Raw genomic sequence first — 26285 nt, 5'->3', positions numbered from 1 at the left:
CGCGTTGCGGCAGGCGCTGGGTGATGTGGTGGCCCGGCATGAGAGCCTGCGCACGCTGTTCGCGGAGGACGCCGACGGCCCGTACCAGGTGGTCCTCGACGCCGCTGAAGCGGCACTGGCGGTGGTCGCGACCGACAGGGACTCCATCCATGACGAACTGCACCGTGCGATACGCACTCCGTTCGACCTCACGGACGAAGTGCCACTGCGGGCGTGGTTGTTCGAGCTGGGTGCTGACGAGCACGTGTTGCTGGTGGTCGCGCATCACATCGCGAGCGATGCGTGGTCGATGCGTCCGCTGGCCCGTGACCTGACGGCGGCGTACGCAGCCCGTGTCACCACGGGTGACGCTCCCGGATGGGAGCCGCTTTCCGCCCAGTACGCGGACTACAGCATCTGGCAGCGCGAGATGCTGGGTGCGGAGGACGACGCCGACAGCGAGATCACCCGCCAGCTGGCCTACTGGAAGGAGGCGTTGGCGGACCTTCCGGAGGAGTTGTCACTGCCCTTCGACCGGCCGCGGCCGGCGATACCCTCCTACGAAGGTGACCGGATCACCTTCGAGCTATCCTCCGGCCTTTACGGAGAGCTGACGCGGATTGCCCGCGAAAGTCGGGCCAGCCTGTTCATGGTGGTGCAGACTGCGCTGTCGACACTGCTGACGCGGCTGGGCGCGGGGACGGATATCCCGCTGGGCACGGCCATCGCTGGGCGTACGGATGACGCGCTGGACGATCTGGTCGGGTTCTTCGTGAATACGCTGGTGCTGCGAACGGACACGTCTGGCGACCCCACATTCGCCGAACTGCTCGAGCGCGTCCGCAGTAAGGATCTGGAGGCGTACGCCTCTCAGGATCTGCCGTTCGAGCGGTTGGTGGAGGTAGTCAACCCGGAGCGGTCGCTCTCCCGGCATCCGCTGTTCCAGACGATGTTGACGTTGAACAACACGGAGCAGGGCGCGGCGTCGGCTGTCGCTTCATTGCCGGGCCTGACGGTGTCCGGTGAGCCGGTGGCTGCGGGGGCGGCGAAGTTCGATCTGTCGTTCCGGCTTGCGGAGCGTCGCGGTGAGGTTGACGGGGGTGTGGTGCTGGAGGGGGCGTTGGACTTCAGCACGGACCTGTTCGACCGGGCCACCGCGCAGAGCATCGCCGAGCGATTCGTCCGTGTCCTGACCGCGCTCGCGGAGGATCCCAACGGCCACATCGGTGACGTGGAGTTGCTGTCTGCGGTGGAGCGGGGGCGGGTGCTGGTCGAGTGGAACGGTGAGTCGCGGGGTGTGCGGGGTGTGTCATTGCCTGTGCTCTTCCGGGAGCAGGTGGAGCGGACGCCCGAGGTGGCGGCTGTTGTCGCCGGGGACCGTGGCCTGTCGTACAGGGAGTTGGACGCGTGGTCGGACCGGGTGGCTCGGTGGCTGATGGGGCAGGGGGTTGGGCCTGAGCGTTTTGTGGGGGTGGTCCTGCCCCGGTCGGTGGAGTTGGTGGTGGTGCTGCTGGGTGTGCTCAAGGCGGGTGGGGCGTATGTTCCGGTGGATCCGGAGTATCCGGCGGAGCGGAGAGCACACATCCTGGCTGATGCGCGGCCGGTGCTTGTCATCGATGACGTGGCGGCTCTCCCAGCGGCTGATGAATGTGCGGATACGCCGGTTGAAGACGTCCCGGAGCTGTCGCTTCCGGCCTATGTGATCTACACGTCGGGTTCGACGGGTCGTCCCAAGGGTGTCGTGGTTGAGCACGGATCGGTGGGGGCGTATCTGGAGCGGGCGCGGGAGGTGTATCCGGATGCCTCGGGCACGGCGCTGCTGCACTCCTCTGTGGCGTTCGACCTGACGGTGACCGCGTTGTACACCCCGCTGGTCAGTGGTGGCCGGGTGGTCCTCGGCGAACTCGATGAGCACGCGGCCCGTGCTGGTCGGCCGTCGTTCATGAAGGTCACTCCCTCGCACCTGGGTTTGTTGGAGGCGCTGCCGGAGGGTGTGTCGCCGTCGGGGACGTTGATCACCGGTGGTGAGGCGCTGGTGGGGGAGGCCCTGTCCTCCTGGCGGGATGCGCATCCGGGCGTGACGGTCGTGAACGCGTATGGTCCGACGGAGGCGACGGTCAACTGCACCGACTACCGGCTCGAGCCTGGTGCTGTGGTGGGGGCGGGCCCGGTGCCGATCGGGCGGCCGTTCTGGAACACCCGGGCGTATGTGCTGGATGCCTCGTTGCGGCCGGTGCCGCCGGGGGTGGCCGGTGAGTTGTATGTGGCCGGCGTGGTCCTGGCGCGGGGTTACTGGGACCGTCCGGATCTAACGGCGGAGCGGTTTACCGCTGACCCCTTTGGTCCGGCGGGGGCGCGGATGTATCGCACCGGGGATCTGGCGCGCTGGAACGCCGATGGGCAGCTGGTGTATGTGGGCCGGGTCGATGACCAGGTCAAGGTGCGTGGTTTCCGCATTGAGCTGGGAGAGATCCAGGCCGTCATCAGCGGTCACCCTGACGTGGCACAGACCGCGGTGATCCTGCGCGAGGACCGGCCCGGGGATCAGCGTCTGGTCGCCTATGCGGTGGCGGATCACAACAAGGTTTCCGAAGCGGCTCTGCGGGAGCACGCTGCCGGCCTGTTGCCGGATTACATGGTGCCCTCGGCGTTCGTCACCCTGGAGGCACTTCCGCTGACGCCGAACGGCAAGCTGGACCGGCGTGCCCTGCCCGCGCCCGACTACGGCCCCGACACCACCACGGGCCGCGCTCCGCGGTCGCCGCGTGAGGAGATCCTGTGCGGTCTGTTCGCCGAGGTGCTGGGCGTCGAGTCGGTCACCGTCGACGACGACTTCTTCCGCCTTGGCGGGCATTCGCTCCTCGCCACCCGGCTCGTGAGCCGGATCCGCAGCGTCCTGGATGCGGAACTGCCCATCCGGCAGCTCTTCGAGACCCCCACCGTCGCCGGTGTCTCCAGCGCGCTGGCGACCGATGCCGTGCGCCGCCGTGTGACCGCGGCCGACCCGCGCCCGGACCGCATTCCGCTGTCGTATGCCCAGCAGCGCCTGTGGTTCCTCAACCAGTTCGAGGGCCCCAGCGCCACCTACAACGTCCCGATCGCGCTCCAACTGACCGGCCGCCTGGACCCTGACGCGCTGCGCCTGGCCCTGGGCGATGTGGTCGCACGCCACGAAAGCCTGCGCACCGTCTTCACCGAGGACGCCGACGGCGCCTACCAGGTCGTTCGCGGCCTGGACGAGGCGAGGCCCGAGCTGACATTGGTGGAGACGGGCCGGGCCGACATCGAAAGCCGGCTGCGTGAGGCCGCGCGCCGCGGCTTCGACCTGTCCGAAGATTCGGGAGAACTGCCGTTGAGGGCAACGCTGTTCGCCCTCGATGGCGGCGACGAACACATTCTCCTGTTGGTCCTGCACCACATCGTGAGCGACGCGTGGTCCCGTGTCCCGCTGGCGCGGGACCTGACGGCGGCGTACGCGGCCCGCGTCACCACCGGTGAGGCACCCGTATGCGAGCGGCTTCCCGTCCAGTACGCGGACTACAGCGTCTGGCAGCGCGAGGTCCTGGGCGACGAGTCCGACCCCGAGAGCGAGATCTCGCGTCAGCTCGGCTACTGGACCACCGCGCTGGCGGGCCTTCCGGATCAGCTGGAGCTGCCGTACGACCGGCCGAGGCCGTCCGTCGCCTCCTACCGTGGCGACCGCATCCCGTTCGAGATTCCGGCTGGGCTGCACGACAAGGTGGTCGAGCTCGCACGGGCCACGCAGTCGAGCCCGTTCATGGTGGTCCAAGCGGGGCTCGCGGCGCTGCTGACCCGGCTCGGTGCGGGTACGGACATCCCCATCGGCACGCCGATCGCCGGCCGTACCGACACCTCACTCGACGATCTGGTCGGCGTCTTCATCAACACGCTGGTGCTGCGCGCCGACACATCCGGACGTCCCACGGCCCGCGCGCTCATCGAGCGCGTCCGTACACAGAACCTGGCCGCCTACGCCCATCAGGACCTGCCCTTCGAGCGGCTGGTCGAGGTGCTCAACCCGGAGCGCTCGCTCGCCCGCCACCCGCTCTTCCAGGTGCTCCTGGCGTTCAACAACACGGACACAGCGGCCGCCGACCAGGCCGTGGCCGACATTCCTGGCCTCACTGTATCGCCGGTGGCGGCCGACACCGGCGTGGGCAAGTTCGACCTGTCCTTCGCCTTCACCGAGCAGCCGCACGGGGCCGACGGACTGCGGGGCGTGCTGGAGTACAGCACCGACCTGTTCGACCGGAACACTGTGGCAGCCGTCGGCAGAAGGTACCTGCGTGTGCTGCAAGGCATGGTCGACGCCCCCGACGCCCCGCTCGACCGGATCGATCTGTTGGACGAGGCCGAGGCCCGGTCGATCCTGAGCGAGTGGAATGACACGGCGTGTGAGGTGCCGGGCCGTTCCGCGGTGGCGCTCTTCGAGGAGCGGGTGGCCCGCACGCCGGATGCGGTGGCGGTGGTCGCGGGTCCGGTGTCGTTGTCGTACCGGGAGTTGGAGGCGCGGTCTGGGCGTCTGGCGGGGCTGCTGGCCGACCGTGGTGCGGGGCCTGAGCACTTTGTGGCGGTGGCGTTGCCGAGGTCGGTGGATCTGGTGGTGGCGTTGCTTGCGGTGTGGAAGGCGGGTGCGGCGTATCTTCCGTTGGATACGGAGTATCCGGCCGACCGGCTTGCCTACATGCTTCAGGACGCCGCACCGGCACTGGTTGTGACCACGACGGAGTCCGCCGGCCACCTTCCCGACACCACGCCGATTCCGCGTCTGCTCTTGGACGACCCGGCTGTGGAGGCCGTGCTTGACGACCCGTCCGGGGCCGAGGCGGTACGGGAGGCCACGGCCCCCGACACCTCCGCTTACGTGATCTACACGTCGGGGTCGACGGGGCGGCCGAAGGGTGTGGTGGTGCCGCAGGCGTCGTTGGTGAACTTCCTGGTGGCGATGGTGGACCGGTTCCAGCTCACGGGCGACGATCGTTTGCTGGCGGTCACCACCGTCGGATTCGACATCGCCGGGCTGGAGCTGTTCCTACCGTTGCTCAGTGGCGCGGCGGTGGTCGTGGCGGAACGGGATGCGGTCCGGGATCCGGCGGCGCTGTGTGCGCTGGTGTCGGGGCAGCGGATCTCGGTGATGCAAGCCACGCCGAGCCTGTGGCGCGCCGTCCTGGCCGAGGACGCTTCGGTGCTGGGTGGTGTGCGGGTGCTGGTGGGTGGTGAGGCTCTGCCTGCCGATCTGGCGGTGGCGCTGGCCGGCCGGGCCGAGTCGGTGACGAATCTGTACGGCCCGACGGAGACCACGATCTGGTCGACGGCGTGGCCGGTCACCCCGGAAGGGGCGAGTGGTCCGCGTATTGGGCGGCCGATCGCCAACACCCGGGTGTATGTGCTGGATGCGGGGCTGCGGCCGGTCCCCGCCGGTGTGTCCGGCGAGCTGTACGTCGCCGGAGCGGGAGTCGTACGTGGCTATCACGGGCGTCCCGCCCTTACCTCCGAACGCTTCGTAGCCGACCCGTTCGGGGGGACGGCGGGCGGGCGGATGTATCGCACGGGCGACTTGGTGCGGTGGACCGCCGATGGTGAGCTGGAGTATCTGTCGCGGGTCGATGACCAGGTCAAGCTGCGCGGTTTCCGGATCGAGCTGGGCGAGATCGAAACGGTCCTGGCGGGGCACGACCGAGTGGCCCAGGCCGCTGTCCTCGTCCGCGAGGACCGGCCCGGTGACAAGCGCCTCGTCGCCTACGTCATCCCGACCCGGAAGTCGGCACCTACGCGCGAGAACCTGCGTGAGCACGTGGCGGCGCAGCTGCCCGCCTACATGGTGCCGTCCGCGTTCGTCACCCTGGACGCCTTCCCACTGACCGCGAACGGCAAGCTGAATCGGCGTGCGCTGCCCGCGCCCGACTACGGGCCCGACACCGCCACGGGCCGCGCTCCGCGCTCGCCGCGCGAGGAGATCCTGTGCGGTCTGTTCGCCGAGGTCCTCGGCCTGAAGTCGGTCACCATCGATGACGACTTCTTCCACCTCGGCGGCCACTCCCTGCTCGCGACCAAGCTGGTCAGCCGGATCCGTACCGTCCTGGACGCCGAACTGGCCGTACGCCGCGTCTTTGAGGCGCCGACGGTCGCCGAACTCGCGGCCGCGCTCGACGACTCCGCCACCGTGCGAGGCCGGGTGGTACGCACGAACCGACCTGCCAGGGTGCCGCTGTCCCATGCGCAGCAACGCCTGTGGTTCCTCCAGCACTTGGAGGGGCCCAGCGACGCCTACAACATGGTCATCTCCCTCGACCTGGCAGGCGCGCTGGACGAGGAGGCGCTGCGTCAGGCCCTGGCCGACGTGGTCGTACGTCATGAGAGCCTGCGCACGGTCTTCGCCGACGACGCGAGTGGTGGCGCCTATCAGGTGGTCCTGGCACCGGGGCAGGCACAAGTGCCGCTGACCGTGGCGGAGGTGGCCGACGAGGCGTCCGTCGACCGGCTGATGCGCCACGCCGCCGCGTACGCCTTCGACCTCACCGCCGAGATCCCGATCCGCGCCTCGCTGTTCCGCCTGCCCGTCGACGTGTCCGGCGACGGAGGGCCCGACCGCAGCGCGCTGCTCCTGCTGACGCACCACATCGCCGGCGACGCCTGGTCGCGCGGCGTCCTGGTCCGTGACCTGACGGCGGCGTACGCGGCCCGCGTGACGACCGGCCGCGCCCCCGCCTGGGAGCCGTTGCCCGTCCAGTACGCGGACTACAGCCTCTGGCAGCGTGACCTCCTCGGCGACGAGTCCGACTCCGGCAGCGAGATCGCCCGCCAGCTCGACTACTGGACCAGGGCGCTGGAAGGGCTTCCGGAGGAACTGGCCCTGCCCTTCGACCGGCCACGGCCGGCAGCCGCCTCCTACCGGGGCGATCGGGTCGGCTTCGAGCTGCCGCCGGGCCTGTACGAGCGGCTGGTGCGGGTCGCCGGTCAGCATCGCGCGAGTCTGTACATGGTCCTGCAGGCGGCCCTGGTGACCCTGCTGACCCGGCTGGGGGCGGGCACCGACATCCCCATAGGCACGCCGGTCGCGGGCCGTACCGATGACGCGCTGGACGACCTCGTCGGGTTCTTCGTCAATACGCTGGTGCTGCGCACCGACACGTCCGGCAACCCCACCTTCACCGAGCTGGTCGAACGCGTCCGGACGCGGGACCTGGAGGCGTACGCGCATCAGGATCTGCCCTTCGAGCGCCTGGTCGAGGTGGTCAACCCGGAACGGTCGCTGGCCCGGCACCCGCTCTTCCAGACCGTCCTCAACCTGAACAACGCCGCTCGGCCCATCGGCGCGCAGACGGGGCTCACGGTCACCGGGCGACCGCTCGGGGCGCCCTCGGCGAAATTCGACCTCTCCTTCGAGATCGCCGAGGCGGCCGGGGCCACCGGGGCCGGGCTGGGCTGCGCGCTGGACTTCAGCACGGACCTGTTCGACCGGGCCACCGCGCAGAGCATCACCGACCGCTTCGTCCGAGTGCTGGAGCAGGTGGCGGCCGATCCGGCGGTCCGGATTCAGGACCTCCAGCTCCTCGACCCGGTGGAGCGGCGCGAGCTCACCGCGCCGCCGCGCCACACGCCCGCCGCCGGCCACATGCCCGCTGCCGGCCGCACGCCCGCTGCCGGCCGCACGCCCGCTGCCGGCCGCACGCCCGCCGCCCGCCGCACGCCCGCCCCCGGCGACACGCCCGCGCCCCGCCACACGCCCGCCGCCCGCCGCACGCCCGCCCCCGGCGACACGATCGTGTCCCGGTTCGAACGGCAGGCGGCCGCGACTCCGGACGCGATCGCGGTGACGTACGACACCACGTCCCTCACCTACGCCGAAGTGAACGCGCGGGCGAACCGGCTGGCCCATCTGCTGCGCGAGCGGGGAGCCGGGCCGCGCCAGTATGTGGCGCTGAGCATGCCCCGCACCGAGGAGCTGGTGATCGCGGTGCTCGGGGTACTCAAGTCGGGCGCGGCGTACGTGCCCATCGACCCGGCCTACCCGGCGGACCGCATCGCGTACGTGGTCGCCGACGCCCGGCCGATCCTCACCGTGACACCCGACGTGCTCGCCGAGTCCGAGCGGCACCAGGCGGCCAACCCGAACGTGGCCCTTACGCCCCTGGACACGGCGTACGTCATCTACACCTCGGGATCCACGGGCCGGCCCAAGGGCGTCGTGGTGCCGCACGGCAACGCGATACGGCTGATGGACGCGACCGACCACTGGTTCGGCTTCGGCGCCGACGACGTGTGGACGCTGTTCCACTCCTACGCCTTCGACTTCTCCGTGTGGGAACTGTGGGGCCCGCTGCTGTACGGCGGACGCCTGGTCGTCGTCTCGTACGAGACCAGCCGGACCCCGGACCGGTTCCTGAAGCTGCTGGGGGACGAGCGGGTCACCGTGCTGAACCAGACGCCGTCGGCGTTCTACCAGCTCATGGCCGCCGACCGGGACAACCCCGAGGCCGCCGGGCGCCTGCGTCTGCGGCACGTCGTCTTCGGCGGCGAGGCGCTTGAGCCGGGCCGGCTGGCCGACTGGTACTCCCGGCACGCCGATGACGCCCCGTCCCTCGTGAACATGTACGGCATCACGGAGACCACCGTGCATGTCACGCACATCGCCCTGGACGAGGCCACCGCCGCCGCGTCGCCCGGCTCGGTGATCGGTGAACCGATCCCGGATCTGGCCGTGTATGTGCTGGACGACCGGCTCCGGCCGGTGCCGAGGGGCGTCGTCGGGGAGTTGTACGTCGTCGGGGCCGGTCTGGCCCGCGGCTATCTCGGCCGGCCCGGGCTCACCGCCGAGCGCTTTGTGGCCAACCCGTTCGGCGCGGGCCGCATGTACCGCACCGGGGACACCGGACGCCGGCTGGCCGACGGACGCCTGGAGTACCACGGCCGCGTGGACGATCAGGTCAAGTTGCGCGGCTTCCGTATCGAGCTCGGTGAGATCGAGGCGGCGCTCGCCGCGCACGCCGCGGTCGCCCAGGCCGCGGTGATCCTGCGCGAGGACCGGCCCGGTGACAAACGCCTCGTGGCCTACGCCGTGCCGCCCGCGGGCGCCGGCTCCGCCCCCGAGCCCGACGCGCTGCGCGCCCACCTCGCCACCGCCCTGCCCGAGCACATGGTGCCGTCGGCCGTGGTCGTCCTGGACACGCTGCCGCTCACCCTGAACGGGAAGCTCGACCGGCGCGCGCTGCCCGCGCCCGTGTACGGCGGGACGCCGGAGGCGGACCGGCGGGGGCCGCGTACCGAGCGGGAGAAGACGCTGTGCGGGCTGTTCGCCGATGTCCTGGGGCTGGACGGGGTCGGCATCGACGACGGCTTCTTCGACCTCGGCGGCGACAGCATCATGTCGATCCAGCTCGTGAGCCGTGCCCGGCGGGCCGGACTCGAACTCGCGGTGCGCGACGTCTTCGAGCACCGCACGGTCGCCGCGCTCGCCGACGTCGCCACCGAAACCGTCCGCGTGGCCGTGGAGGAGCCAGGAGCGGACGTCGGCGACGTACCGCTGACGCCGATCATGCGCTGGTTCCTGGAACGCGGCGGCCCCGCCGACCAGTTCAACCAGTCCCGGCTGGTGCAGGTGCCCGCGTCCCTCCGTCACGAGCACCTGCGGTCGGCGGTGCAGGCGGTGCTCGACCACCACGGTGCCCTGCGGGCCCGGCTGACCGCCGCCCCCGAACGGCGGCTGGAGATACGGGAACCGGGCGCGGTCGACGCCGCGTCCCTGGTACGCCGCGTGGCGGCCGCCGGGCTCGACGAGCGGGCACAGCGGGATCTCGTCCGGCGGGAGACCGCGGCTGCCCGGGAGCGCCTGGACCTGGACGCGGGGCGGCTCGTCGAGGTGGTCTGGTTCGACCGCGGCGCGGACACGCCGGGCCTGCTGCTCCTCCTCGTCCACCACCTGGTGGTCGACGGGGTGTCCTGGCGGATCCTCGTACCCGACCTGGCGGAGGCGTACCGGGCCGTGAGCGCCGGGCGAAACCCGGAACTCCAGCCCGTGGGCACCTCGCTGCGCCGCTGGGCGCAGCGGCTGACGGAGGCGGCGGCCAGGCCCACGCTGGCGGCGGAGGCCGCCTGGTGGCAGGGGGTGCTGCGGCCCGGGGACCCGCGTCTGGGCCGACGGGCGCTGGACCCGGCCCAGGACACGTACGGGAGCGCGGCGCATCTGACGGTCACCCTGCCGGTCGCGGTCACCGAGAAGCTGCTCACCCGCGTACCGTCGGTGTTCACCGCCGAGGTCAACGACGTGCTGCTGGCGGCGTTCGCCCTGGCGTGGGCGCGTCGGCGCGGCGGCCGGGGCGCCGGGAGCGCGGGTGGCGGGGTGGCGGGGACGCTGCTGGACCTGGAGGGCCACGGCCGCGAGGAGGACGTCGCCGGCGCGGCGGATCTGTCCCGCACCGTGGGCTGGTTCACCAGCCTCTATCCCGTACGGCTCGACCCCGGAGCGGTGAATCTCACCGACGCGTTCGCGGGTGGCCCGGCCGCGGGCGAGGCAGTGAAGCGGATCAAGGAGCAGTTGCGGGCCGTGCCCGACAAGGGCATCGGCTACGGCCTGGCCCGGCATCTCAACCCGGCCACCGCACCGGGGTTCACGGGCCTGCCCGAGCCGCAGGTGGCGTTCAACTACCTCGGGCGCTTCACGGTCGCGGACGTCGAGGAGGCGGGCAGCACCACGATCCCCGACTGGACCGTGCTCGCCAGCGCCGCCGGCATCGGCGGCACCGACCCCCGGGTTCCGCTCGCCCACCCCCTGGAGCTCAACGCCCGCACCGACGACGGGCCGCGCGGACCCGAACTGACCGCCACCTGGACCTGGGCGGAGGGCATCCTGGACCGGACCGAGGTCGGCACGCTGGCGGACCTGTGGTTCCAGGCCCTGACGGCCCTCACCGAGCACGCGGAACGCCCCGACGCGGGCGGACTAACCGTCTCGGACGTTTCCCTGAGCCTGCTGAGCCAGGACGAGATCGAATTGCTGGAAGACGAGTGGAGGACCTTGTGATGGCGACGCAGTCCGGACTGCAGGACATCCTGCCGCTGGCCCCGCTGCAGGAAGGACTGCTCTTCCACAGCGTGTACGACGAGGCGGCTCCGGACGTCTACGTCGTGCAGGACACCATGGACCTGGAGGGCGACCTCGACACCGAGGCCCTGCGTGCCGCCTGCCGCACCCTGCTGCGGCGCCACGCCAATCTGCGCGCGGGCTTCCGTTACGCGGGCCTGCGGCGGCCCGTCCAGTTCATTCCGCACGAGGTGACCCTGGACTGGGAAGAACTCGACCTCGCCGGGCTGACCGAGGATGAGCGCACCGCCGCCGCGGACCGGGTACTGGAGGCGGACCGGCGGCGCCGTTTCGACCTCGGCAAGCCGCCGCTGATGCGGTTCACCCTGCTGCGGCTCGGCGACGGCCGGCACCGCTTCATCCTGACCAACCACCACATCCTGCTGGACGGATGGTCGCGCCCCATGCTGCTGCGCGAACTCCTCGCGCTGTACGCGGCCCGGGGCGACGACAGCGGCCTGCCCCGGGTGCGGCCCTTCCGCGACTATCTTCGGTGGCTCGCCGACCAGGACCGGGACGCCGCGGTGGCCGCGTGGCGCGAGGCGCTGGCCGGGCTCGACGGCCCCACCCTGGTGGCGCCCCGGGCCGGCGACCGGCCCGCGGTCGTGCCCGGACGCCTGGACACCGAGCTCGACCCCGGCACGTACCAGGCGCTCGCGGCCCTGGCCCGGGAGCGTGCGCTGACCCTCAACTCGCTGGTGCAGGGCGCCTGGGCGGTCGTCCTCGGCGGGCTGACCGGCCGCGACGACGTGGTGTTCGGCGCCACCGTCTCCGGGCGGCCGCCGGAGCTCGCCGGGGTCGAGACCATGGTGGGCCTGTTCATCAACACCCTGCCCGTCCGGGTGCGGCTGCGGCCCGGCGAGCCGCTCGTGGACATGGTCCGCCGGGTCCAGGACGAGCAGACCCGGCTCCAGGCCCACCAGCAGATCGACCTCGCCGAGGTGCGGCGGCTCGCCGGGGCCAGCGAACTCTTCGACACCACCATGGTGTTCGAGAACTACCCCGTGGAGCTCGGGGCCGGGAACGACAAGCCCGGCGGAGCGAGCGGCCTGTCCGTCGTCGGCGCCCGCAACCGCGACGCCGCGCACTATCCGCTCGCGCTCGTCGCGGTCGGTCGCGGCGGGCTGCGGCTGCGCCTGGACCACCAGCCCGATCTGATCTCCGAGGCCATGGCCCGCGCCGCCCTGGACCGCGTGGTCCGCGTCCTCACCTCGGTCGCCACCGACCCGCGGCGGCCCGTCGGCCGGCTCGACCTGCTCTCCGGCGAGGAACACCGCACCGCCCTCGAGCTCGGCCGCGGCGCGCACACCCCCGTCCCGGACATCGGCCTGCCCGACGCCTTCCGCGCCCAGGCCGCCCGCACCCCGCACGAAATCGCCGTCCGCACCGGCAGCGACGCGCTCGACTACGCCGGACTCGACGCCCGCTCCGACGCGCTGGCGCGCCGCCTGACCCGGCTCGGAGTGCGCTCCGAAACCCCGGTGGCGCTGCTCATGGAGCGCTCGGCGGACCTCATCGTGTCCGCGCTGGGCATCCTCAAGGCGGGCGGCGCGTACGTCCCGCTGCGGGAACGTGACCCGGCCGACCGGCTGCGCCAGCTCACCGGCCTGGCGGCCGTCTCCCTGGTGCTGACCGACCGGGCGAACGCCGACCGCGCCGCGGATCTGGGGCTCACCGTGGTCGTCGTGGACGACAGCGCCCCGGCGGACCCCGAGCCGACGGCGGAAACGTGGGAGCCGCGGACGCGCGTCCAGCCCGACCAGATCGCCTACATCAGCCACACCTCCGGCTCCACCGGCACGCCCAAGGGGGTCGCCGCCACCCACCGCCATGTGCTCGAACTCGTCCACGACCGTTCCTTCGCCGGCAGCGCCCACACTCGGATCCTGGTCCACTCGCCGCACGCCTTCGACGCCTCCACGTACGAGATGTGGGTGCCGCTGCTGACCGGCGGCACCGCCGTCGTCGCCCCACCCGGCGACCTCGACGCCGGCCTGCTCGGCAAGCTGCTCGCGGAGCACGAGATCACCGGACTGTTCCTGACCACCGGGCTCTTCCAGCTCGTCGCCGACGAGGCGCCCGAACACTTCGCGGGCCTCGAGGAAGTGTGGACCGGTGGCGAGGCGGTCCCCGCCGCGTCGATCCGCCGTGTGATGCGGGCCTGCCCCGACACGACCGTCATCGACGTGTACGGGCCCACCGAGACGACCACGTTCGCGGTGCGCCACCGGCTTCCCCGAGGTCAGGAGGTCCCGGCCGCCGTCCCCATCGGCAGCCCCCTGGACAACACCCGGCTGATGGTCCTCGACACCGGGCTGCGCCTCGTGCCGCCCGGCACGGCGGGCGAGCTGCACATCGCCGGTGCGGGCCTGGCACGTGGCTACTGGCGGCGCCCCGGCATCACCGCGGAACGCTTCGTCGCCGACCCGTACGGCCCACCGGGCACCCGGATGTACCGCACCGGCGACCTGGTGCGCTGGAGCCCCGACGGCGTCCTCGAATACCTCGGGCGCGCCGACGAACAGGTGAAGCTGCGCGGGTTCCGCATCGAACTCGGCGAGATCGAGGCGCTGCTGGGCCGCCACCCCGACGTCGCCCAGACCGTCGTCACCGTCCATGAGCCGCGCCCCGGCGACCGGCGCCTGGTCGCCCACCTCGTCGCCGAGCACGGCACCGCCCCGGCTCCCGAGGACTTACGGGCGCATGTCGCCGCCGAACTCCCCGACTACATGGTGCCCGCCGCGTTCGTCGTCCTGGACGCGCTGCCGCTGACCGGCAACGGCAAGGTGGACCGCAGGGCCCTGCCCGCGCCCGACACCGGATCGGCCCTCGCCACCGGGCCGGGCCGCGCCCCGCGCAGCCCTCAGGAGGACATCCTGTGCGGCCTCTTCGCGGAGGTCCTCGGCCTGCCGTCGGTCGGCATCGACGACGACTTCTTCGACCGCGGCGGACACTCGCTGCTCGCCACCCGGCTCGCCGGGCGCATCCGTTCGGTGCTCGGAGCCGAGCTGGCCGTGCGGCAGTTGTTCGACACGCCCACCGTGGCCGGGCTCGCCCGCGCCCTGGACACGGCCGGATCGGCCCGTACGGCGCTGGCGCCCATCACACCGCGCCCCGACCGGGTCCCCGCCTCCTTCGCCCAGCGCCGGCTGTGGTTCCTGCACCGCTTCGAGGGACCCTCCCCGACGTACAACATCCCCTTCGCGCTCAGGCTCACCGGCGAGCTGGACCGCACGGCGCTGCGGGACGCGCTCGTCGACGTCGCGGAGCGCCACGAGTCGCTGCGCACGGTCTTCGCCGAGGACGCCGAAGGCCCGTACCAGGTCGTCCTGCACGGCCGGGAGGCCCGGCCCGCGCTGACCGTCGTACCCGACGTGCCGCCGGACCGCCTGGAGCGGGAGATCGCCGCCGCCGCCGGGTACGCCTTCGACCTGTCCAGTGAACTCCCCTTGCGTGCCTGGCTGTTCGAGACGGGGGAGCGGGAGCACGTGCTGTTGCTCCTCGTTCACCACATCGCGGGTGACGGCTGGTCGGTGCCGCTGCTCGCCCGCGACATCGTCTCCGCCTACGCAGCGCGGCGCACCGGCGCCGCCCCCGACTGGCAGCCGCTGCCCGTCCAGTACGCCGACTACAGCCTGTGGCAGCACGAGGTGCTCGGCTCGGAGGACGACGAGAACAGCCTGATCGCCCGCCAGCTCGCCTACTGGAAGCAGACCCTGGCCGGACTGCCGGACGAACTCGCCCTGCCCGTGGACCGGCCGCGCCCCGCCACCTCCGCCCATCGCGGCGAACGCGTCCCCTATGAGGTGCCCGGACCGCTGTACGAGCGGATCCGCTCCTTGGCCCGGGCCACCAAGGCCAGCCCCTTCATGGTGGTCCAGGCCGCGGTGGCCGCGCTGCTCACCCGGCTCGGGGCGGGCACCGACATCCCGCTGGGCACCCCGGTGGCCGGCCGCACCGACGACGCCCTGGACGACCTCGTCGGCTTCTTCGTCAACACGCTGGTGCTGCGCACCGACACCTCGGGCAACCCCACCTTCCGTGAGCTGATCACCCGCGTCCGGGACACGGACCTGGCGGCGTACGCCCATCAGGACCTGCCCTTCGAGCGGCTGGTGGAGGCGCTCAACCCCAGGCGCTCGCAGTCCCGGCACCCGGTGTTCCAGACCATGCTCACCTTCAACAACACGGGGCAGCGGCAGGCGCCGGCGGACGCGGCGGCCCCCGAGGACGGCGTGGGGGCGCCGGGCCTTGAGGTCGAGCGCGTGGCCTCGGACACCGGTACGGCCAAGTTCGACCTGCTGTTCTCCTTCGCCGAGCGGCACGGCCCCGACGGCACCCCCGATGGGCTGAGCGCGGGTGTTGAATTCAGCACCGACCTGTTCGAGCGGGATACGGCGGATCAGCTCGTCGCGCGGCTTCTGCGGCTGCTGGAGGCCATGACGGCCCAGCCGCAGGCAAGGCTCGGCGAGGTGCCGCTCCTCGACGACGGCGAACGGGCCAGGGCGCTGAGCGGCGTACAGGGCGCCGCCCGCCCCGCGCGGTCCGCCTCGCTGTCCGAGCGGTTCGAGACGGCCGTCGACCGCACCCCGCACGGTATCGCCGTGGAAACCGCGGCCGGTGCGATCGGCTACGCGGAGCTGAACGCGCGCGCCAACCGCCTCGCGCGACTGCTCATCGACCGCGGGGTGGGGCCCGAGGACCTCGTGGCGGTCGCCCTGCCCCGGTCGGCCGACCTGGTCACCGCCCTCACCGCGGTCCTCAAGGCCGGTGCCGGGTACCTTCCCGTCGACCCGGAGTACCCGGCCGGCCGTATCGCGTACATGCTCGAGGACGCCCGTCCCGCCCTCGTGCTGACCACCCGCGAACTCGCCGCGGCGCTCCCGGAAGCGGTCGCCGGCCGGACGATCGCGGTCGACGGACGGGAGACCGCCGCGGCGCTCGCCGCGCACCCCGCCACCGACGTCACCGAGGCCGAGCGCGCCAGGCCGCTCGACCCCGCGCACCCGGCGTACGTCATCTACACCTCGGGCTCGACCGGGCGCCCCAAGGGCGTGGCCATGCCCGCCGGGGCCCTCGCCAACCTCCTGGACTGGCACCAGGCCCAGCTGCCGGGCGGGCCGGGCACCCGGGTGGCGCAGTTCACCGCGGTCAGCTTCGACGTCTCCGTCCAGGAAATCCTCTCCGCGCTGCTGCACGGCAAGACCCTGGTGGTCTGCCCCGAGGATGTGCGCCGCGACCCGGCCCGGCTGGCCCGGTGGCTGCACGACACGGCCGTCCAGGAGCTGTACGCGCCCAACCTGGTCATCGACGCCGTGTGCGAGGCCGCCACCGCCCAGCGGCTCGAACTGCCCCACCTCACCGACCTGGTGCAGGCCGGTGAGGCACTGACCCCGCACGGCGCCATCCGCACCTTCTGCGCCGCCCGCCCCGCCGTGCGGCTGCACAACCACTACGGGCCCGCCGAGACCCACGTGGTGACGGCGGGCCGGCTCCCGGCGGACACCGACGCCTGGACGCCCGGCGCGCCCCCCATCGGACGGCCCGTCGACAACACCGCCGTGCGGCTGCTCGACCCCTGGCTGAACCCGGTGCCGCCGGGGGTCCCCGGGGAGCTGTACGTCGCCGGAGCCGCCCTGGCCCGCGGCTACATCGGCCGCCCCGACCGCACCGCGGAGCGGTTCGTCGCCGACCCCTACGGCCCGCCGGGCACCCGGATGTACCGCACCGGCGACCTGGCCCGCCTCACCCGTGACGGACACCTCACCTACCTGGGGCGCACCGACACCCAGGTCAAGATCCGCGGGTTCCGCATCGAGCCGGGCGAGATCGAGGCGGTCCTCACCGCGGCCCCACAGGTGGCGCGGGCGGCCGTGGTCATACGCGAGGACCGGCCCGGGGACCGGCGACTGGCCGCCTACGTGGTCGCGGCGCACGGTCAGGAGCCCGAGCCGGGCCGCTTGCGCGAGCACGCCGCCCGGCACCTGCCCGACCACATGGTGCCCGCCGCGTTCGTCACCCTGGACACGTTGCCGCTGACGCCCAACGGCAAGCTCGACCGGGCCGCCCTCCCGGCGCCCGAGTACCGGGCCGGCGCGGCGTCGCGGCCCCCGAGGACGCCCGAGGAGCGCGCTCTGTGCGCCCTGTTCTCCGAGGTCCTGGGCGTCGAGGAGGTCGGCGCCGACGACGAGTTCTTCGACCTCGGCGGCCACTCCTTCCTCGCCGCCCGGCTCGTCGGCCGGATCCGTGACGAGATGGGCGGCGAGCTGCCCGTACGCGCGGTCTTCGACGCCCCGTCACCGGCCGCGCTGGCCCGCCTGCTGACGGGCGAGGCGGCCGCGTACGGCGCGGACGGCAAGGCCGCGGACCGCGACTCGACCGGGGTGCTGCTGCCCCTGCGCACCCGCGGCACGGCCGCGCCGCTGTTCTTCCTGCACCCGGGAGGCGGCTTCAGCTGGTGCTACTCGGGACTCGTCCGCCACCTCGGCGCCGATGTGCCGGTCTACGGCATCCAGGCCCGCGGCCTCGACGGCGCCGGGCCGCTCCCGGCGTCCATGGACGAGATGACCGAGGACTATCTCGCCCGGATCCGCTCCGCGCAGCCGCACGGCCCCTACCGGCTCGCCGGCTGGTCCTTCGGCGGGCTGACCGCGCAGGCCCTGGCCGTCCGGCTGCGCGCGGAGGGCGAGGAGGTCGGGATGCTCGCCGTGCTCGACTCCTATCCGCCGGGGGAGCACAGTGACCACTCGGAGCCGGTGGAGCACGAAGTCGTCGCGAACAATCTGCGGGCCATGGGATTCACCTTCGACATGGCCGAGCTCCTAGCAGACCAGGAGGGGGTTCTGCTGCGTTTCCGGGAGTTCCTGCAAGCCGGGAATCACCCCATGGCCCACCTCGATCACCTTGAGGTCCAGGACGTCCTGGCCCTCAAGGACGTCTATGTCAACAATGTCCGCATCATGCGGCGCTTCACGCCGGAGTTCTTCGACGGGGACATGCTTTTCGTCTCCGCGGAACGGAAACCGGAGGCCGACCGGGAAACCCTTCTGAATGTCAACTTGTGGCAACCCCTGGTGGGCGGGTCGATCGAGATCTGCCGCATAGACTCGAACCACGGAGATCTGATGACCGACGCCCGCCACGCGGCACGCATCGGCCGCTTTCTCGCCGACCGGCTGTGAGCCGTGAGCGTAGCTCAAGCGGAAGACTACGAATCCTTCGAGAAGGAGCGAATCGCATGAGTACCAACCCCTTCGAGGACCCCGAGGGCACCTATCTCGTGCTCGTCAACGACGAGGGACAGCACTCCTTGTGGCCGGCGTTCGTCGAGGTCCCGGAAGGATGGCGCACCGTCCTCGCCGAGGCCATCCGGGACGCGGCGCTGGAATACGTCAACACCCACTGGACCGATATGCGCCCCAAGAGCCTGATCAAGGCCATGGAAAGCGCCGGCACGGCCTGAGCCGCGGTACTGCCGGACCGCCGTGTGGCCCGCCCCGCCGGGACGCCTGAAAGGCGTCGTACCGGAGAGGGCGGGCCACACCTTTGCCTTGAGAGGACAGAGATGCCGTTCGTTCATGTCAACGGAATACAGCTCCACTATGAGGACGCCGGCGCCGGCACGGGCGAGCCGGTCGTGATGATCCAGGGGACCGGCGGCGGCCGCACCGTGTGGCAACTGCACCAGGTGCCCGCCCTCACAGCGGCCGGATTCCGCGTGATCACCTTCGACAACCGCGGCATACCGCCGACATCGGCGTGGACCGAGGGGTTCACCCTTCAGGACATGGTCGGTGACGTGGCGGGACTCATCGAGCACCTCGGTATCGGCCCCTGCCGGATCGTCGGCACCTCCTTGGGCGCCTTCATCGCACAGGAACTCGCCCTGTCCCGGCCCGAACTCGTGCGCAAAGCCGTCCTCATGGCCACCCGGGGCCGCACCGACGCGCTGCGCGCCGCGATCACCCGTGCCGAGATCGACCTGTATGACGCCGGGGTGGAACTCCCGGTCCGGTACGCCGCCGTCACGCGCGCCCTGAAGTCGCTGTCCCCGCGGACCCTCGACGACAGTGAGGCGATGGCCGACTGGCTGGATCTGTTCGAGATGTCGCCCGCGGCCGGGCCCGGGCAGCGAGCCCAGATGGAGGTGAGCAAGCTGGACCACCGCCTTGCCGCCTACCGCGGCATCCGGGTCCCCTGCCAGGTCATCGCCTTCGCGGACGACCTGGTCACTCCTCCGCATCTGGCGCGCGAGGTCGCCGACGCCATCCCCGGAGCGGAGTACGAACTCATCGAGGGCTGTGGCCACTACGGCTATCTGGAAGACCCCGCGACCGTGAACAAGACGATGGTGGGGTTCCTCGCCTGAGGACAGACAAGAACCGGGACGCGGAGGAAAAGAAGGGGAGGGGGGAGGGTGTCCGGCCGGGGGTACCGGACGACCCTCCCCCCTCGTCTCAGGGGTTGGCTCAGGGGCCGGCCGCTACTGCCCCGGGCCGGGCCGCGCGTACGGCGTCCGTCGGCCCGTCGGCTCCCCGGCCCCGTCCTCGGCCGGGCCCGACACGGCGGACGGCTGCCGGCCGGCCCTGGACGTGCCGCCCGGCCACCAGTTCCACGGTCCGAGTGCCGTCATCAGCGCCGGCAGCACGAAGATCCGGATGACCACGGCGTCCAGCAGGATGGCCGCCGCGAGCCCCACGCCCAGCTGCTTGAACTCGACCGCGTTGAGCGTGCCGAAGATCGCGAACACGGCCACCATGACGATCGCGGCACTGGTCACGACGCCCGCCGAGCGGGTGATGCCCTCACGTACGGAGTCCTTCACGGAGACGCCGTCCACTGCCGACTCCCGGATCCGGCTGACCACGAACACGTGGTAGTCCATGGACAGTCCGAACAGCACCACGAACAGGAACAGCGGAAGCCACGACACGACCGTGCCCGAGCTGTCGAAGTCGAGCAGGCTCTCTGCCCAGGTGTGCTGGAAGACCGCCACCAGGACACCGAACGAGGCAGCCGCGGAGAGCAGGTTCAGCAGCACCGCGGACACCGCCACGGCCAGAGAGCGAAAGATCACAGCCATGGTGCCGAAGGTCAGCAGCAGGACGAAGCCCACCACCCAGGGCATCCGCTCCTCCAAGTGGCCCGTGAAGTCGGCGCCCTGGGCCACCGCGCCGCCGACCGCGCTCTCGGCGTCCGGAACCTTGTCCAGCGCCTGGGGCACCCACCCGCGCAGCACCTCCAGCGACTCGGTGGCCTTGGGGTTCTTCGGCGGGTACGGCGTGCCCACGTCGACGGTGTGCACCCGGCGGTCCTCGGACTCGCGGACCACCGGAGCCTGGTCGTGCGCGAACAGGCTGTTGCCGTCGGTACGGGCGATCAGCCCCTTCAGAGCGGCCTTGACCCGGTCGGCCTCGTCGCCGGGAGCCCGTACCGCCACCTTGTGCACGGTTCCCTCGCTCGGGAAGGCGTCGGTGAGCCGGTCCGTCGCCTGTACCACCGGGATGTCCCGTGACAGGTCGTCCTGGCCGGGCTGCTTGAGCTTCATGTCCAGGGCGGGCAGGGCGAGCAGCAGCAACGCGCCGACCGACACCACGAGCGTGAGAACCGGCCTGAGCAGCGCCGGGCGCAGCAGCGCCGGCCACATCCGCGACTCGCCGGAGCGCATCGTGAGCCGCCACAGGAACGGCACCCGAGGACGGTCCACCCAGCGGCCCAGCTTGGCGAGGAGGGCGGGCAGCACGGTCACCGAGCCGAGGACCGCGACCGCCACGACGATGATCGAACCGGTGGCCAGGGAGGCGAAGGTCGCCTCCTGGGCCAGATAGAGCCCGGCCATCGCCACGATCACGGTGGTGCCGGACACCACGACGGTGTGCCCCGACGTCTCCGCGGCGATCTCGATGGCGTCGATATGGGACTTGCCCTTACGCCGCTCCTCTCGCTCCCGCTTGAGATAGAAGAGCGAGTAGTCGACGCCGACGGCCATGCCCATGAGCAGGATGACATTGCTCACCGCGCTGGTCTCCGGCAGTACATGGGAGGCCAGCGACGACAGCCCCATCGCGCAGACCACACAGGACAGGGCGAGCAGCACGGGCACTCCGGCGGCGATGATCGCGCCGAAGACCACGAGCAGGATCAGCAGGGTCAGCGGAACGCTGATCAGCTCCGCCTTCCTGAAGTCCTTGCCGATGGTGTCCGACATGCCCTTCGCCGTCGAGCCCGTGCCCACCTGTTCGATCCTGAGCCCATCGTGCTCACGATCGGCCTCGGCGCTCGCGTCGAGCAGCGGCACCACCCGGTTGACGGCGTCGTCCTTGTCACCCTTCATCGTCACCGGCACCAGCAGGGCCTTGCCGTTCGGCGCGGGGACCGGCTCACCGACGCTCTCCACCTCGGGAAGCGCCTTCATCCGGTCGGTGACGTCCTTCGCCGCCCGCTGCGCTGTCCGCTCGTCCAGCCTCCCGCCGGAGTCGGCGGTGATGAGCACGTTCTCCTCGGCCTTCTCGGTGAAGTCCCCCGAAGAGACGATCTTGCCCGCTCGCCCCGACTCCCGGACCCCGGACTCGTCGGCATCGAGTTTATTCGTGCCGGCGGCGCCGCCCAGGAAGAGACACAGGGCCACGAACACGACCCACAGTCCTATCGCGGACCACGGATGTGTGGCGCTCCATCGCGCGACCCGTAGCGTTGCCGGTTTCTTTCGCACCGTCTGCGTCCTTCCAGTGTTGCGGAACCGCTGGGGCGGCTACCGGGGTTGTGACGTCAAAACGCTAGTTCCGCGACCCGGACATGGATACGAGGTAAACCGCCTCGGCAGCCATTGTTTCCCGCAACCCTCAGCCTGTGGGAAACCTCAGTGTGGCAGCTGCGGGAACCCGTACTCGCCCAGGAAAAAAACTTGACCGGGGGAACTGGGGAGATTAGTTTCTATTTCGGTCCATGCTTTCCGGTGGAGCAAAAATCCATCGGCAGGTAATTGCCACACCGTGAAGTTCAGTCAAGGGGAAACAATGGAAACCGCGGTCATTACTCGGCAGCATGTTGCCAAGATCGTCCAGGAAAAGGGATTAGACCTTTTTATGGACCGGATGATCGACCGTCTCGACGAGGCGTTCAGAGAGGAAAACCGACGGGGCATCACCCCGGCACGCGACGGATTCCTGCGCGGTCCGGGGGACACGGCCGTCCTCGAATGGATGCCGCACCACCAGCCCGGCGACTCGATCACCATCAAGACCGTGGCGTACACGCCCACGAATCCGTCCACCCACCAACTGCCCACCATCGTCGGCACGATAGCCCGCTACGACGATGTGACCGGCCGTCTGCTGGCCATCTGTGACGGCATCCTGCCCACCGCCATCCGCACCGGCGCCGCCTCCGCCATCGCGAGCCGTCTGCTCGCCCGCCCCGACAGCCGGGTGCTCGGCCTGGTGGGCGCCGGCGCGCAGGCGGTGACCCAGGCCCATGCGCTCAGCCGGATCTTCCCGCTGGAGCGGATTCTCGTCCACGACATCGAGCCCGCCCATGCCACGTCCTTTGCCGAGCGCGCGGAATTCCTCGGCATCGAGGTGGAAGTGGCATCCGTCACGGAGATCGAGGCGGCCTCGGACATCATCTGCACCGTCACCTCGGTCGGGGTCGGGGACGGCCCGGTCCTCCACGGCGAGCGGCTGCGCCCGCACGTCCACATCAACGCCATCGGCGCCGACCTGATCGGCAAGTACGAGCTGCCGCGGTCCGTGCTGAAGTCCGCCTTCGTCACCCCCGACCACCGGGGCCAGGCGCTGCGCGAGGGGGAGTGCCAGCAGCTCGACGAGAGCGACCTCGGCCCCGACCTGCCGGAGCTGTGCGCCGACCCGGCCCTCGCCGAGGCACAGCGGGAGAAGCTGTCTGTCTTCGACTCGACCGGATTCGCGCTGGAGGACCACGTGGCCTTCGACGTGTTCCTCGAACTCGCCGAGGCGGCCGGCATAGGCGACCGAGTGCGGCTGGAACACCTGCCGGAAGACGCGCTCGATCCGTACTCCTTCGCATGACGGCGAGAGGTGCTCGACGCGGCGCGGGTCCACGTCGTCGAGCACCTCTCCACCTGTCAGGACTCCAGATACCGCAGGACCGCCAGGATCCGCCGGCTGTAGCCGGTGGTGTGGGACAGGTCGAGCTTGTCGAAGATCGTGTTGAGGTTCTTCTCCACCGAGCTCAGCGAGATATGCAGCTTCTGAGCGATCGCCGTGTTGGTGTGGCCCTGCGCCAGAGCCTCCAGGACGCTGCGCTCGCGCGGGGTGAGCCGGGCGAGCGGGTCACCGTGCGTGGTACGGATGACCAACTGACGCACGACCTCCGGGTCGATGGCCGCGCCACCGGCGTGAATCCGCTCCAGGGCGTCCAGGAATTCCTCGATCTGGGCGACGCGGTCCTTCAGGAGATACCCGATCCGTTCCGCGTTGGAGGCCAGTAGCTGGGCCGCGTAGTTGCGCTCCACGTGCTGCGACAGCACGAGCAGGCCGATATCGGGCCAGCGCTTACGGATCTCCAGCGCGGCCCGCAGCCCATCGTCGGTGTGAGTCGGCGGCATCCGGATGTCGACGACGACCATGTCGGGCGTCTGTTCCTCGACCTCCTTCATGAGGGTCACCGCGTCGCCCACCGCCGCGACGACCTCATGTCCCTCTTCGACGAGCAGACGCACCAATCCCTCCCGTAGCAGGGTCGAGTCCTCCGCGAGGATCACGCGCATGGAAGCTCCGCGGTAATGGTCGTGGGTCCCCCGAGGGGGCTGTCGATGTGCAGCAGACCGTCGAGCGCGCCCACCCGGCTGCGCAGCCCGGTCAGTCCGCTGCCCGCCGGCTCCGCTCCGCCGGTGCCATTGTCCTGGATCCGTACCACGAGCACGGCGCCGTGTAGCGCGAGTCGTACCGAGATGGCCGTGGCGCCGGAGTGCTTGGCAGCGTTGGTCACGCTCTCCGACACCACGAAGTACGCCGCGGTATCCACCGCTTGCGGCAGCGTACGGTCGACCTGGAAATCCATCCGGATGGGGATGGAGCATCGCTCGGAGACCCCGCCCAGTGCTTCCTTCAGCCCCAGGCTGTCCAGGGCGGAGGGATAGACCCGCCAGGCCGCCTCCCGCAACTCGGTGATGACCTCTTGGGATTCCTGGTGCGCCTGGTGCAGCAAGGCGTCCACATGCTCGGGGTTGCGGCTGCGGCTGCGGCGCGCCCGGCCGAGCAGCATGGCGAGCGCCACCAGACGCTGCTGGACACCGTCGTGGAGATCGCGCTCGATCCGCCGGCGCTCGGCGTCGACAGCCTCGACCACGGCGGCCCGGCTGGTGGCCAGTTCGTCGATGCGCAGCCGCAGCAACTCCCCCTCGGAAGGCCCGAAACACTCGCGCGCCAGCCGGGCGTCCAGTGCCGCCAGCGAGTAGATGCCCTGCACGTCAAGGAAGAGCAGCACGCCACCGAGCAACGCCTGGCTGAGGAGCTCCTGCAGGTCGAGATGGCCCTGGAGCAGCCGTACGGCCAGCACCACGGCCAGGATGACGCCGACCCCCAACAGACCGATCACAACGCCGCACAGCACCCCCGTGTAGCTGCGGACCGCCAGATAGCGCAGGATCTTCTGGTCGGACGCCTTGTAGTGCTCGGGGAAGCGGTCGCCGAAGAAGACGAAACGGCGCACCCGGTCCAGCGCCGTGAGCCGACGGGCGCCGGCGAAGAGTGCGGCCAGGGCGCGGGGCCGGGTGCGCGGCCACGGAAGGAAGGCCGCCACGGCCGTGCCGACGATCAGTAAGTACATCAACCCGAGCATCGCCGTGCAGCAGCCGAGGAGCGCTCCGGGAATCCTGCGCGGCAACGAGGGTGCCGTCGCCATCGTGACGCCGTTCTTGCCGGCGCTTAGGCCGGGCGGGCCGGGAAACGGATCATCGGTGGCGATATTGCTTAAATCCCCCTGCACGGGCGCCAAGCGTAGCCCGGCCGCCCGGCCGGAGCAAGATCGCCCGGATGGTGGCGCGGGGAGCAGGCCGGAGGGGCCCGGGCGCAGACCCTGACTCATGAAGCCCGGTGCCGCCTGCCCCGGTCCCGGTCCCGGTCCCGGTCGCGGTCGCGGAAGCGCACGACCACGTACACCGCGATGGCCACCAGGACCACGACCAGAACGGCCTTGGACAGGATGGAGACGTAGGCCTCCACCTCGTCCCACTGGTCGCCCAGCCAATAACCGGCCATCACCAGCACGGAGTTCCAGATCAGGCTGCCCATCGTGGTCAGCAGGGCGAAGACAGGCAGCGGCATGCGCTCGACCCCGGCCGGAACGGAGATGAGGCTGCGGAAGATGGGCACCATGCGGCCGAGGAAGACCGCCTTGGTGCCGTGTTTCTCGAACCACTCCTCCGTACGCTCCAGGTCGGACGTCTTCACCAGCGGCAGCTTGGCCCAGATGGCGTGCATGCGCCTGCGGCCGATGAGCATGCCTGTCCAGTACAGGACCAGCGCGCCCACGACCGAGCCGAGCGTGGTCCAAAGCAGCGCCGAGGCCAGGCTGATCACGCCTTGCCCCGCCGCGAACCCGGTCAGAGGCAGGATCACCTCGCTGGGCAGCGGCGGAAAAAGGTTCTCCAGCGCGATGGCCAGACCGGCTCCCGGCCCGCCCATCGCGTCGACGAGGTCCGCGGCCCAGCCGGCGATGCCGTCCGAGGGTTCCTGGGGCAGAGCCAGGTTCATCCAGTGCATGCGTGGTCTCCAACATGGCGGTCAGGCGCCGGGGGCGCTTCCCGCACCTGGCGCCTGACCATGCTAGAAATCGCAGCTCAGTGAAGATATGAGGATTACCGCCCGGCCCGGTGGTGTTCTCCGCAGCGTTGATCCTGCGGGAAACCGGAGGTCCTGCGCGGAGAAACGGTCGTGGTGGTCGGACTGATGGTGGGTGTGGAGCCGGCGGTGGCGGCGTTCGTCAACCCGATTCTGGACCGGCTCCGGCAGGACGGCGGTTCAGGCACGGGGTGGGCCGCAGCCACCGGTGGTTGTGGTGGCCACCGGGCTGCTCGTGGCGAGCGTGGTGAGGTCGAGCGTTCTGCTGTGCCGGTCAACTCGCGGGTCGCTTAGGGCACGTATCGAGTCGTGATCAATCTGCGGGATGTGCCTTCGTGGAACGGTCTGGTCCGGTAGACCGTCGTACGTGACGCGGATACAACTGA

General features: G+C 71.0%; 9 protein-coding genes. 5 read left to right on the top strand and 4 right to left on the bottom strand.

The window, feature by feature from the left end; genetic code table 11:
• Positions 1 to 4 precede the first annotated feature (4 nt).
• The 4 genes from ABZU99_RS34085 to ABZU99_RS34070 all read left to right on the top strand — a co-directional run bounded on the left by ABZU99_RS34085 (position 5) and on the right by ABZU99_RS34070 (position 19448).
• Entirely contained in the window at positions 5 to 11020 is an 11016-nt protein-coding gene (locus tag ABZU99_RS34085) for an amino acid adenylation domain-containing protein (protein WP_356228140.1), read from the top strand.
• Positions 11020 to 18261: an amino acid adenylation domain-containing protein gene (locus tag ABZU99_RS34080; protein WP_356050417.1), complete on the top strand. Its 7242-nt coding sequence runs from the start codon at positions 11020 to 11022 to the stop codon at positions 18259 to 18261. Before ABZU99_RS34085 ends, ABZU99_RS34080 begins: the two co-directional genes overlap by 1 nt.
• Before the next feature lie 56 nt (positions 18262 to 18317).
• Positions 18318 to 18542 (top strand): MbtH family protein, encoded by a 225-nt coding sequence (locus ABZU99_RS34075; RefSeq protein ID WP_356050416.1) that lies wholly within the window; start codon positions 18318 to 18320, stop codon positions 18540 to 18542.
• Positions 18543 to 18644: 102 nt separating this feature from the next.
• Positions 18645 to 19448, top strand: coding sequence for an alpha/beta fold hydrolase (locus tag ABZU99_RS34070; protein ID WP_355954509.1), 804 nt, complete (start codon positions 18645 to 18647; stop codon positions 19446 to 19448).
• A 114-nt stretch (positions 19449 to 19562) separates the two neighbouring features.
• On the opposite strand, the gene ABZU99_RS34065 is transcribed toward ABZU99_RS34070, so the two are convergent.
• Complete coding sequence (locus ABZU99_RS34065) at positions 19563 to 21713, bottom strand: MMPL family transporter (RefSeq protein ID WP_356050415.1); 2151 nt, start codon at positions 21711 to 21713, stop codon at positions 19563 to 19565.
• A 382-nt stretch (positions 21714 to 22095) separates the two neighbouring features.
• Here ABZU99_RS34065 and ABZU99_RS34060 point away from each other — a divergent pair, with 382 nt between their 5' ends.
• Positions 22096 to 23124, top strand: a complete 1029-nt coding sequence (locus ABZU99_RS34060) for an ornithine cyclodeaminase family protein (RefSeq protein ID WP_355954515.1) — start codon at positions 22096 to 22098, stop codon at positions 23122 to 23124.
• 56 nt (positions 23125 to 23180) lie between these two features.
• Here the strand turns inward: ABZU99_RS34060 and ABZU99_RS34055 are convergent, their stop codons facing one another.
• From ABZU99_RS34055 to ABZU99_RS34045, 3 genes are all read right to left on the bottom strand, one after another.
• Positions 23181 to 23825, bottom strand: a complete 645-nt coding sequence (locus ABZU99_RS34055; RefSeq protein ID WP_356050414.1) for a response regulator transcription factor — start codon at positions 23823 to 23825, stop codon at positions 23181 to 23183.
• Entirely contained in the window at positions 23816 to 24886 is a 1071-nt protein-coding gene (locus ABZU99_RS34050) for a histidine kinase (RefSeq protein WP_356050413.1), read from the bottom strand. Before ABZU99_RS34050 ends, ABZU99_RS34055 begins: the two co-directional genes overlap by 10 nt.
• A 254-nt stretch (positions 24887 to 25140) precedes the next feature.
• On the bottom strand, positions 25141 to 25821 hold the full coding sequence (locus tag ABZU99_RS34045; RefSeq protein ID WP_356050412.1) for a DedA family protein: 681 nt from the start codon (positions 25819 to 25821) through the stop codon (positions 25141 to 25143).
• Between the last annotated feature and the right edge of the window lie 464 nt (positions 25822 to 26285).

This window comes from Streptomyces sp. NPDC005266, assembly GCF_040607655.1.
Classification (GTDB): domain Bacteria; phylum Actinomycetota; class Actinomycetes; order Streptomycetales; family Streptomycetaceae; genus Streptomyces.
The sequence above is the reverse complement of the archived record's forward strand: the minus strand, read 5'-3'. Positions and strand labels throughout refer to the sequence as shown.

Coding starts and splice junctions, on each gene's coding strand:
- ABZU99_RS34080 (WP_356050417.1), top strand. CDS start 11,020: ATGGCGACGCAGTCCGGACTGCAGGACATCCTGCCGCTGGCCCCGCTG.
- ABZU99_RS34075 (WP_356050416.1), top strand. CDS start 18,318: ATGAGTACCAACCCCTTCGAGGACCCCGAGGGCACCTATCTCGTGCTC.
- ABZU99_RS34070 (WP_355954509.1), top strand. CDS start 18,645: ATGCCGTTCGTTCATGTCAACGGAATACAGCTCCACTATGAGGACGCC.
- ABZU99_RS34060 (WP_355954515.1), top strand. CDS start 22,096: ATGGAAACCGCGGTCATTACTCGGCAGCATGTTGCCAAGATCGTCCAG.
- ABZU99_RS34055 (WP_356050414.1), bottom strand. CDS start 23,825: ATGCGCGTGATCCTCGCGGAGGACTCGACCCTGCTACGGGAGGGATTG.
- ABZU99_RS34050 (WP_356050413.1), bottom strand. CDS start 24,886: ATGTACTTACTGATCGTCGGCACGGCCGTGGCGGCCTTCCTTCCGTGG.
- ABZU99_RS34045 (WP_356050412.1), bottom strand. CDS start 25,821: ATGCACTGGATGAACCTGGCTCTGCCCCAGGAACCCTCGGACGGCATC.